Origin of the sequence: Alteromonas sp. C1M14 (assembly GCF_018860965.1) — a bacterium.
Taxonomy (GTDB): Bacteria; Pseudomonadota; Gammaproteobacteria; order Enterobacterales; family Alteromonadaceae; genus Alteromonas.
The window spans coordinates 408,095-419,122 of record NZ_JAHKQF010000008.1 but is presented as its reverse complement, the minus strand read 5'-3'; the positions used below and the strand labels follow the sequence as shown (position 1 = coordinate 419,122).

At 45.7% G+C, this 11,028-nt stretch carries 11 protein-coding genes; all 11 read right to left on the bottom strand.

From position 1 onward, the window contains the following. Position 1: 1 nt before the first annotated feature. The 11 genes from rnhB to frr all read right to left on the bottom strand — a co-directional run bounded on the left by rnhB (position 2) and on the right by frr (position 11,024). Positions 2 to 577, bottom strand: a complete 576-nt coding sequence (rnhB, locus tag KO501_RS06545; RefSeq protein ID WP_216028834.1) for a ribonuclease HII — start codon at positions 575 to 577, stop codon at positions 2 to 4. Then, positions 570 to 1,715 carry a lipid-A-disaccharide synthase gene (lpxB, locus tag KO501_RS06540; protein WP_216028833.1) on the bottom strand — a complete coding sequence of 382 codons (1,146 nt, stop codon included), beginning with the start codon at positions 1,713 to 1,715 and terminating at the stop codon, positions 570 to 572. Before lpxB ends, rnhB begins: the two co-directional genes overlap by 8 nt. Then, complete coding sequence (lpxA, locus tag KO501_RS06535; RefSeq protein WP_216028832.1) at positions 1,715 to 2,485, bottom strand: acyl-ACP--UDP-N-acetylglucosamine O-acyltransferase; 771 nt, start codon at positions 2,483 to 2,485, stop codon at positions 1,715 to 1,717. The genes lpxB and lpxA overlap by 1 nt, the downstream gene beginning before the upstream one ends. 1 nt (position 2,486) lies before the next feature. After that, the gene (gene fabZ, locus KO501_RS06530) at positions 2,487 to 2,936 is read right to left on the bottom strand and encodes a 3-hydroxyacyl-ACP dehydratase FabZ (protein WP_216028831.1); all 450 of its coding nucleotides are present in this window, start codon (positions 2,934 to 2,936) and stop codon (positions 2,487 to 2,489) included. A 196-nt stretch (positions 2,937 to 3,132) separates the two neighbouring features. Then, a complete protein-coding gene (locus KO501_RS06525) occupies positions 3,133 to 3,648 on the bottom strand; it encodes an OmpH family outer membrane protein (RefSeq protein WP_216028830.1) in 516 nt (171 codons plus the stop codon). Between the two features lie 47 nt (positions 3,649 to 3,695). After that, positions 3,696 to 6,173: an outer membrane protein assembly factor BamA gene (gene bamA / locus KO501_RS06520; protein ID WP_216028829.1), complete on the bottom strand. Its 2,478-nt coding sequence runs from the start codon at positions 6,171 to 6,173 to the stop codon at positions 3,696 to 3,698. A 58-nt stretch (positions 6,174 to 6,231) separates the two neighbouring features. Continuing rightward, positions 6,232 to 7,584 carry a sigma E protease regulator RseP gene (gene rseP, locus KO501_RS06515; protein ID WP_216028828.1) on the bottom strand — a complete coding sequence of 451 codons (1,353 nt, stop codon included), beginning with the start codon at positions 7,582 to 7,584 and terminating at the stop codon, positions 6,232 to 6,234. Further along, complete coding sequence (gene ispC, locus KO501_RS06510) at positions 7,584 to 8,765, bottom strand: 1-deoxy-D-xylulose-5-phosphate reductoisomerase (RefSeq protein WP_216029062.1); 1,182 nt, start codon at positions 8,763 to 8,765, stop codon at positions 7,584 to 7,586. Before ispC ends, rseP begins: the two co-directional genes overlap by 1 nt. Continuing rightward, positions 8,765 to 9,628 (bottom strand): phosphatidate cytidylyltransferase, encoded by an 864-nt coding sequence (locus KO501_RS06505; protein WP_216028827.1) that lies wholly within the window; start codon positions 9,626 to 9,628, stop codon positions 8,765 to 8,767. The genes ispC and KO501_RS06505 overlap by 1 nt, the downstream gene beginning before the upstream one ends. A 58-nt stretch (positions 9,629 to 9,686) precedes the next feature. Then, positions 9,687 to 10,457, bottom strand: a complete 771-nt coding sequence (gene uppS / locus KO501_RS06500) for a polyprenyl diphosphate synthase (protein ID WP_216028826.1) — start codon at positions 10,455 to 10,457, stop codon at positions 9,687 to 9,689. A gap of 9 nt (positions 10,458 to 10,466) precedes the next feature. Further along, complete coding sequence (frr, locus tag KO501_RS06495) at positions 10,467 to 11,024, bottom strand: ribosome recycling factor (RefSeq protein WP_216028825.1); 558 nt, start codon at positions 11,022 to 11,024, stop codon at positions 10,467 to 10,469. Positions 11,025 to 11,028: the final 4 nt, after the last annotated feature.

Here is an 11,028-nt window from a genome sequence, read left to right as displayed (position 1 = left end):
CTTATTTTTCTTGTGCTAAACGGGCTTGAACTGGTTTAAAACTCATCCGATAACAGGGTAACACGCCATAGGTTTCAAGTGCAGCGAAGTGGGCTTTAGTTGGATAGCCTTTATGGCCCGCAAAGTTGTATTGCGGATGTTGTGCATGCAAAGCAACCATATCTGCATCTCGTGCTACCTTGGCTAAAATGGATGCGGCGGATATTTCACCATGTAAGGCATCCCCTTTTACCACGGCCTCAGCGGCATAGGGCCAATCCGGTAGTCGATTACCGTCTACCCGTACAAAATCCGGTTGAATGGCGAGTCCTTCCACTGCCCGTTTCATTGCCAGCATGGTGGCATGCAGAATATTAAGCTTATCAATTTCCTCGGGCGTGGCTCGCCCAATAGCCCAACATAGGGCATTTTCTTTAATTAGTTTTGCCAATGCATCCCGTTTTTTTTCCGACAGCTTTTTAGAGTCGGTTAAGCCGACAATGGGCTTTTCCGGGTCAAGGATAACCGCGGCGGTCACTACATCGCCAACAAGAGGGCCGCGACCCACTTCGTCAACGCCGGCAATTAATTTAGGCATTTATCATCTCTCCCACCGCTTTTGCTGCCATTTTATCTGCATTTAACGCCAAAGTTTGATGAATAGCGGTAAAACGAGCCAGTAAGTCACTATTATCCTGGTTAACCAGCGAGATAAGATTGTCAGACAAATTGTCGGGATTGACGTCTTGCTGCAATAATTCCGGTACTAGGGGCGCATTAGCCAGTAAATTCGGTAAAGAAAAAAACGGTGCTTTATATAGATATTGCATCATTTTATATGTAAGGGGAGACAGTTTGTAACAGCATACCATGGGACGCTTACATAGCATGGCTTCCAAGGTGGCGGTACCAGAGGCGAGTAAAATAACATCGCTGGCGATCATGGCTTCCCTCGCATTACCTTGGCACAGCGTAACGTCTTGATCGGAAAACGCCGTGTTTGCAAGATAAGCGTTTATGGTATCGAACCGGTGCCGGTTGGCGGCAGGTATAATAAAATGGCAATCGGGTAATTGGTCTTTCACCTTCGCCATGGTTTCCACAAAAACAGGTAACAGGGCGTTTAACTCACCATTTCGACTACCTGGCAATACCGCGATCACCGTCTTGGATTGCGCAATGTTAAGCTCGCTCCTTGCTCCTTCCTGATCAGGTTCTATAGGAATGGTGTCGGCCAAGGTATGGCCTACAAATTTATAAGGCACCTGGTATTTTTGATACACCTGCTCTTCGAAAGGAAATAGGCCTAGTACAAGGTTGGTGGCCGCTTTAATCTTATGGATCCGTTTTTCTCGCCAAGCCCAAACTGTAGGGCTAACGTAGTGAACGGTTTTAATTCCTCGGGCTTTTAAGGTTTTTTCTACCCGTAAATTAAAATCGGGGGCATCGACGCCGATGTATACATCTGGTGGGTTTGCCTCAAAATGCGCCAACAACTGCTTTTTGACTTTTAAGATCCCGGGCAAGTGAGACAACACCTCTACCAAACCCATTACCGATAATGTTTCCATATCGAATAACGATGTAAAACCGGTGGCTTGCATATTGTCACCACCAATTCCCTCTATAATGGCATCAGGGAATTGTTGATAAAGTTCCTTTATCATTCCTGCGGCGAGAACATCACCCGATGGCTCGCCAGCCACTACAGCGATACGCAAAGGTTTATTGGGCATTAACGAATAATGCCCCGTTCAGCGTGTTTTAGAAAGCCAACGAGTACTTCTATACCTGAGAATTTCTCGGCTTGTTCCGCTAACTTGGCGATGGCTTCTTCTACGGTATTGTTATCACGATAAATGACCCGATAAGCCCGTTTAACTGCCATAATTTCTTCAGAAGAAAAACCTCGACGACGCAAGCCTTCTGAATTTATACCCGCAGCAACATTTTTGATGCCATTTACCATCACGTAGGGAGGAACGTCTCGTAAGACAATCGCCCCTGCGCCCACAAAAGCATGATCCCCAACTTTGCCAAATTGATGAATGGCGGCGCCACCCCCAAAAATAACAAAGTCACCAAGATGGACATGCCCTGCTAACGACACATTATTAGCCAAGATGCAGTCATTGCCTATCACACAGTCGTGGGCAACATGAGCGTTAATCATAATAAGGTTTCTAGACCCTAAAATAGTCTCGCCCTTGTCCTGAACCGTGCCACGATGAACTGTACAACTTTCTCGAAAGACGTTGTCATCACCAATGGTTAAAGACGTTTTTTCACCGGCATATTTTTTGTCTTGGCATTCTTCGCCGATGGAACAAAACTGGAAAAAGCGATTACGCTTACCGATGGTGGTTGGCCCTTTAATCACCACGTGGGACTCCAACACGCAGTCATCACCGATAACCACATCGTCGCCCACATAGCTAAACGGCCCAACCGTGACATTATTGCCCAATGTCGCCTTATCGGAAATCACGGCAGTAGAATGAATCACCTTATACTATCTCTCTGATTGCACACATAAATTCTGCACTACAGGCTTCTTCACCATCCACACTTGCAGTACCTTTAAATTTCCAGATCCCACGGCGTTCTTTAAGTAAAACAACGTCGAAATCCAATCTGTCACCCGGTGTAACCGGACGCTTAAAGCGCGCCGAATCAATTCCGGCATATAAGTACAGTTTATCTGATTTACCCATGGTTTTAAAACCGAGTACGCCGGCGGCCTGCGCCATCGCTTCAAGAATTAATACACCGGGAAAAATAGGACGCCCTGGAAAGTGCCCAGTAAAACACGGCTCATTCATGGTAATGTTTTTATAGGCTTTGATTGATTCACCTGTAACAAAATCTGTCACCCGATCAACAAGCAGAAAAGGATACCGGTGAGGAAGTAAATCCAGGATTTCCTGAATATCGATAGTATTTAATGTATTGGCCAAAAAAACGCTCTCCTATGCCAAGTCCAGCCTGCTTGAAAACTTGAAGGCTGTTTGCCGTATTGTAATTTTAAATGGCGGCAACCATACGCGCATATCTACCAAAAACAAATCAGACCAACGCCTTTCGACGTTAGCCTGCTTTTTTTTAGCACTTAAGCGCTCTGTCAACTTAACTAGCTCGTCTCCGAGCCAAGAATTAGTTGATTTTCTTAACCTGCTCGAGAACTTCCTCGGAAAGGTCATGTTGATCTTTTGCGAACGCAACGGCACCTGCATTAAGTACCAGATCATAATTGTCTTTTGCAGCTACCGCATCAATAGCTTGCTTAATCAAACCTAACAATTTGTTACGTTCTTCATTGCTTCGACGTTGAATGTTTTGCTGTAAGGGTTGGCCTTTTTCTGCCAGTTGCTCACGTACACTCAGAATTTTTTGCTGTAGATCTTTTTTCTCGTCTTCGCTCATGGTTGCCGCATCACGTTGTAAACGCTCGGCATAGAACTGACCATCTTTTTGAAGCTGATTAACTTCGTCGATTTGGTCTTTAAATTCCATCTGAATATTATTCGTAATTTCAGCAGCCTGAGGCATCGCTTGAAATACACCCTGCACATCTACAACACCAATTTTTTGCTCAGCCATTGCAGACGCACTTACCAGTGCGCTACCTAACATCAGGGTTGCAACGAATTGTCTTGCCAACTGTTTCAAAAGGAACTCCTTTTTATTAATAATTCCGGTTCATTGCCGGGTTTGTATTAGAATGTCTGACCAATGTTGAAGGTAAAGAACTTGGCATCATCGCCTTCCCGCTCCTGAATAGCACGGGAGAAACTAAATACCATCGGCCCCATTGGTGAAATCCATTGTACAGAAATACCAGCGGAACTACGATACTGTGTCCAGTCAGAATAGTCCAATAACTTGCCACTCGACTCATTGAGTTGGGTCAGGTGTCTATATTTATCATAATTAAACTCTGTATCCCAGACATTACCGACATCTAGGAACACACTGGTTCTTACAGAATTATCATATTCTGCATCGACAAAAGGGGTAGGAACAATGAGTTCGATACCACCAAGCGCCATCGCATTACCTCCAAGGCTTCTGGAGGAGATTGAAATGCTATCGGTAGATGAGTCACCGGCATACACCTGCCCATCTGGACCGGTAATCGTGTCGTAATTGGCTCTGATGATACCCCGAGGACCTACAGTATTGTTTTCAAAACCACGTAGAGAGTCGGAACCACCCGCAGTGAAGTTTTCAGTAAACGGCAAGATCTGCTCACTGCCATTGATGCTGCCATACCCGTTTCCGTAACCGAGTCTTAACCGGGCAAGAACGGACCAGCGCTGGTCACGAGATAAAGGAAAATAGAACTTGGTATCAAAGATCGTTTTAAAATAATTTACGTCAGAGTTGGGAGTGGTAATACTAAAGCTAGCTCGCTGACTAGACCCCGCCGTTGGGAATAACCCTCGGTTAAGGGTACTGCGGCTCCATGATACGCTGGCCAGATAACTGTCATAATCGATGGCCGCTTCCGGATCGGACGTATTTCGGAACTGATTATAGAATTGTTCCGTTTGCTCGTAGTAACCCGTGTTGTAAAGTTCAACACTAGAGTAGGTTAAACCGAAGTTGATACGGTTAAATTCATTAATAGGATAACCAATATTGGCACCAAGCGACCAACGTTTAGAGTTGTACTGGATAACGTTAAATGAGGAACCATCAAATTCGCTATAGCCTAAGCTTCCCCCCAAACTAATACCATCAATAGTAAAGTATGGGTCGTTGTAGGTTAACTGAGCCGATTTTTGATAGGAAACCGTACTTAGGTTCAACCCTACCTGTTTACCTGTCCCTAAAAAGTTATTCTGCTGAATACCGGCCTGTAAGCTTAATTGAGTTCTATCGCCATAACCAATACCGGCATTGAACGAGCCAGAAGGCTGTTCCTTAACGTTAAAGTCCACATCAACTTGGTCATCTTTTCCTGGAAGTCGTGTCGTTTCATACTCCACTTGTTCCATATACGTTAACCGCGATAAGGCCCCTTTCGACGACTCAAGCAGTGAATTTGATAGCCAAGTGCCTTCCATTTGATTCAGGTTGTGACGTAACACACTGTCGGAGGTGACAGAGTTACCAGAGAAATTAATGCGTCGCACATAAATACGCTTGCCAGGATCCACTGACAAAGTAAGTTTAACGGTTTTGTCTTCGTCGTTAATTTCTGGAATGGTAGTGACTTCAGGATAAGCATAACCAAATCGACCGAGATACTTACTGATAAACTCTTCTGTATAGGTCACTTCCGCTTGGTCATATAATTCACCCACGGTCAGAGGTAATACCCGCTCGATATACTTTTCATTACCCAATAAATCACCCACTAGCTCTACGCCAGAAATGGTGTATTGCTCGCCTTCGGTAATATTTAGCGCAATATAGATACCGTCTTTTTCAGGCGTCATCGACACCTGTGTGGAATCAATATTAAATCGCAGATAACCTCTATCCAAGTAGTGGTTACGCAGGGTTTCCATATCCCCTTGCAAGGTTTGCTGCTGATAACGGGTTTCTGACAAAAAGTCCCACCAAGGTGTGTCGAACTGCAGCTCGATATCATCCATTAACTCTTCATCGGAAAATATTTCATTGCCAATGATGTTAATTTGTTGGATTTCAGCCGCATCCCCTTCTTCGAAGAGCAATTTCAAATCGACACGATTACGGGGTAAGGGCGTAACTATGGCCGTTACGTCAGCATTGTATTTACCAATGCTATAGAAGAAGTCTTTCAGCCCATTTTCAATGGAGGTTAGTACGGTTTTATCTAATGGTTCACCTACGCGAATACCATTTCCGTCCAAACTCTCCTGCAACTGCTCGTCTTTTATATCATCGTTGCCTTCAAAAATGATATTACTGATAGTGGGGCGTTCAGCCACTTTAACTATCAATGTATTGCCGTCTCGCAACACTTCGACGCGCTCAAAATGCGTTGAAGAATAAAGAGAGCGAATGGCTTGCGTTATACGAAAGCTGTTGAGGCGATCACCCACTTGTATTGGTAGGTAAGTCAGCGCGGCACCAAGAGCCACGCGCTGGAGTCCAACAACTTTGATATCTTCAACAACGAATTCACTGTCAGACGCTGCAGCATGGGCGAAGCTAGCACTGGATACCATTAATCCGGCTGCTACTAACTGATTTAACTTCATCTATTCTTTTATTCCTGGCCGCGTTTGCTGTTCTAATTAAAACTGTCGACACACATAGCTAGGTGATGCGACTTATGTCATTAAAAATGGCAATACTCATCATCATGAAAAGCAGTGCCCCACCAATTTTAAATCCCCATTCCTGAATCGCCTCGGGGACAGGCTTGCCGGTTAACCACTCGATGGCGTAAAACAATAAGTGTCCGCCATCTAACATGGGTATTGGCAACAGGTTGATAATGCCTAAACTGACACTGATCAACGCTAGAAAACTTAAAAAGTAGGCTAATCCATATCCTGCACTGGTGCCTGCTCCCTGCGCGATAGAAATTGGTCCGCTAAGGTTATTCAGTGACACATCACCGGTAACCAACTTTCCTAACATTTCCACGCTAACGGCGGTTAATCGCCATGTTTTATCGGCTGCCTTAAAAAGCGCATCAACTGGGCCGTATTGATGGGTAAATACATAACCATCGGGCCAGGGCTCAGCTAAAGGGCTTACACCAAGAAAACCATTTTGTCCTTGCGGGGTGTCTCGGCGAGCGATAGTGGCATTAATCACCTGCTCCTGTCCATTCCGTTTTACGGTAATTTGAACAGACTCCCCCGGCATAGACTTAATTTTTTCTACCAACGACATCCAATCTTCGATGGGTTCATTATTTAATGCAACTAAGGTATCCCCTACTTGGATCCCTGCTTGTCCTGCCGGACTATCTTTAGCAACATAAGCCACATCCAATGTCACGGCCGGTCGAAAAGGCGTAATTCCCAAGCTGTTTAATGCAGACTGTTTTTCGGGGTCAAAGTTCCAGTCTTTAATATTCAGTGTGCGGGCAACTTCACGTCCTTGGCTATCATTGACGGTTAACTCGACCCGCTGACTTCCAATGGCAGAGATCAATTCTAAATTCACCGACTCCCAATCTGGTGTGTCGTGCCCGCCAACATTGGTAATTTCATCACCCGCTGATATTTGTGCTTGTTGGGCAATGCTTGTGGGAGCCACACTCCCTATCACCGGCTTCACTGTACTTTGTCCAATAAGGAACATGATATACAAAGCAAGCACGGCAAACACAAAATTTACACCCGGGCCGGCCGCTATAATGGCCATTCGTTGTAAAACAGGTTTATTGTTGAACGCTAAATGGCGACGGTATTCAGGGACATCATCAATGCGTTCATCGAGCATTCGCACATAGCCACCAAGGGGAATGGCAGCAATGGCAAACTCCGTTCCTTTCTTATCGGTACGACGCCAAAATGGTTTGCCAAAACCAATTGAAAAACGTTCTACGTGAACACCACACAAACGAGCCACAATAAAATGGCCCCATTCGTGTACTGCCACTAGGATCCCCAAGGCAACAATAAAAGCCCCTAGGCTCCATAAAAAAGACAACACTATATTAAACCTCTTACTAAACCATGAGCAATGTCTCTTGCTCGGCGGTCCTCTTCTAGAATTTGTTGGAGTGACGAAACGTCCATAGGTTCCATCGCATTAAGTGTTTCTTCGTTTACCTGAGCAATCTGGGTAAAGGAAATCTTGCCCTCAAGAAAGCTCGCCACGGCCACTTCGTTGGCCGCGTTTAATCGTGTAGTCGCGGCCTGACCGCTGGCACAGGCATCAATGGCCAATTTAAGGTTTGGGTAGCGAGTGTAGCAAGGAGTATCGAAAGTAAGTGCCTGTATTTTCGCGAAATCCAGCTGTTCTACTCCGGCATCAATACGTGCAGGCCAAGACAATCCATGGGCTATAGGCGTACGCATGTCAGGGTTTCCCATCTGCGCAATCACCGATCCATCGTTGTATTGTACCATTGAATGGATAACGCTTTGAGGATGAAGCACAACGGTAATATCATCGACCGAGGCCCCGAACAACCAACAGGCTTCAATAAACTCCAAGCCCTTATTCATCATAGTGGCTGAATCTACGGTAATTTTACGCCCCATAGACCAGTTTGGATGCGCACAGGCTTGCTCCACTGTAATCGCGTCAAAGGTCGCTAAATCGCGGGTTCTAAAGGGGCCACCGGAACCTGTAAGTAAAATTTGCTGAATACCCGATGCGGGTAGATCACCGTATTGAAAATTATCGGGCAAACACTGAAAGATAGCATTGTGCTCGCTGTCTATGGGTAAAATCTGTGCACCAGATTGATTCGCCGCCTCAATAAACAGGGCCCCAGACATGACTAAGGCTTCTTTGTTTGCTAACAACACTCTTTTTCCGGCGCGCACTGCGGCCAGGGTAGGCAGTAAACCGGCCGCTCCAACAATGGCTGCCATTACGGTAGTCACTTCTGGTGCGCTAGCCACCTCTTCCAAGGCTTTTTGGCCACAAAGAATTTCTGATTCGACTTGATATTGAGCGGCCTTTTGCACAGCGTCGTCGTACTGGCGCTCATCAGCGAGCACCACGTATCTGGCAGCGCATTGCTTGGCCTGCTTCATCAGCTTATCGAGTTGCTGATAACCGGAGATAGCAAATACACGATATTTATCAGGATGACGTTGAATAACATCTAATGTACTGCAACCGATGGAACCGGTTGCACCAAGTACGGTAACTGTTTGCATCATGCCATCCACGTTACATAGCAAAAAGCAAAAATAGGAAAGGCCGCGGTTAGACTATCAATACGGTCAAGAATACCACCATGACCAGGGAGTAGTTTTCCGCTATCTTTAATGCCGGCGCAGCGTTTTAACATACTTTCATTTAGATCACCTAAGGCCGATACGGCCACAGTAATGCCGCCAATCAGTAAGTGTAACCAAATGCGAGATGCCGCCACTTGGTAATGCAGCGCGGCAAAAGCGATAATCGCAAAGGAAGCCCCGACGCCACCGAGTAGCCCTTCTAAGGTTTTCCCCGGTGATACATTGGGACGCAGTTTGTGACGACCAAATTTGACCCCCACAAAAAATGCGCCAATATCTGCCGCCCACACAATGCCCAATACGTAGAAGATAAGAGATGCACCGTACAGTGGATCTACATCATACAAGCTGGTGCGTAAACTGATGACCGCGACCCATGTCGGTATTAAAGTAAGTAAACCGAATCCCATTCGGATGAGGTTATTATTACGCCAAAATGCCGAGTATCGAGGATAGGCTATGATCATGAATAATGACGCTAACCACCACACCACCGACACCGCAAGGATGAAGTGATAGAGCCCATGTAATTTGCCCTGGAACCAAATGGTTTGCGTATCCACAATGGTGGACAATAAAAAACAGATAGCAAAAACCAGTAATGCAAAAGCGGCTTTTAATGGACGTGCTGGCACGCCAGACATATTGGCCCATTCATATGCACCGAGCCCAATAACCCCGGCAACTGCGATTTCGAACCACCACACGGGAAGAAATAAAATGGCTATTAGCGCTAATGGCGCCAGAATTAATGCTGTTATTATTCGTTGTTTTAGCATAGTGGGCGTTGTGCTCCTTTGGCAGCGTCGGTTAGCATGCAATACACGTTTGGGCTAACTAAACGCTGACTTGTTCACCTGTAAGGCCAAACCTTCGCTGGCGCTGTTTATAATCATCAACAGCATCCTGAAAGACGCTTTCTGAGAAATCCGGCCAGAGTACATCGGTGAAATACAGCTCGGCATAGGCACTTTGCCATAGCAAGAAATTGCTAATGCGGTGCTCGCCACCGGTACGAATGAGCAAATCCAGTTCTGGCAAACCTGCCGTGGAGATTCGCTCATCAAACGTGGTTTCATTAATATCACTAATAGCAAGCTTACCTGTCGAGACATCTTCCATGAGTTGCTGGGCTGCATTTACAATGTCCCAGCGACCGCCGTAATTTGCAGCAATATTTAATACTAAGTCTGTATTTTCGCTGGTCATCGTTTCCGCTTTGCGGATTTTTTCTTTTAATTTGTCGTCAAAGGCAGACACATCGCCGATAACTTTTAACCGCACACCATTTTTGTGTAGACGCTTAGCTTCATTGTTTAATACCAGATTAAACAATTCCATCAACACTGACACTTCTTCTTCAGGCCGTTTCCAATTTTCGCTGGAAAAAGCAAATAAAGTTAGCGATTGAATACTGTTTTTTCTGGCAAATCGCACCACGGCACGGACAGATTCAACCCCTGCCTTGTGACCAAACGTTCTGATTTTGCCTTTTTTCTGTGCCCATCGACCGTTGCCATCCATAATAATAGCAACGTGCTGCGGCCCCGGAATATCCACGGGGCCGTCAGTCTTTGCGGGCGCTGCGCTAGACCGCTTTCCTAACATAGTATCTACTTAAACTTCCATCAGTTCTTTTTCTTTGTCTGCCAGCATGACATCCACTTTTTTTATGAAGTCGTTAGTCAACGTTTGAATATTTTCTTCCGCCGCCCGACTTTCATCTTCACTGATTTCTTTTTCTTTAAGCAGTTCTTTTACATCGCTATTAGCATCGCGACGGATATTCCGGATTGCGACCCGTCCACCTTCTGCTTCATTTCTAACGACACGAATGAGATCTTTACGACGCTCTTCCGTTAGTGGCGGTAAGGGAATGCGAATAGACGCGCCAGCACTCATAGGGTTGAGGCCGAGGTCCGACTGCATGATTGCTTTTTCTACCGCCTGAATAGCGCTTTTATCGAAAACCGTTAGAGCTAGCGTACGGCTGTCTTCCGCCACCACATTCGCTACCTGCTTGAGGGGCGTGTCCACGCCATAGTAAGGCACCATAATGCCATCAAGCAGACTCGGATGAGCCCGTCCTGTGCGGATTTTACTAAGCTGACTTTTCAGTGCACTGATGCTCTTTTCCATACGCTCACGCGCATCTAATTCAATTTCATCAATCACAATA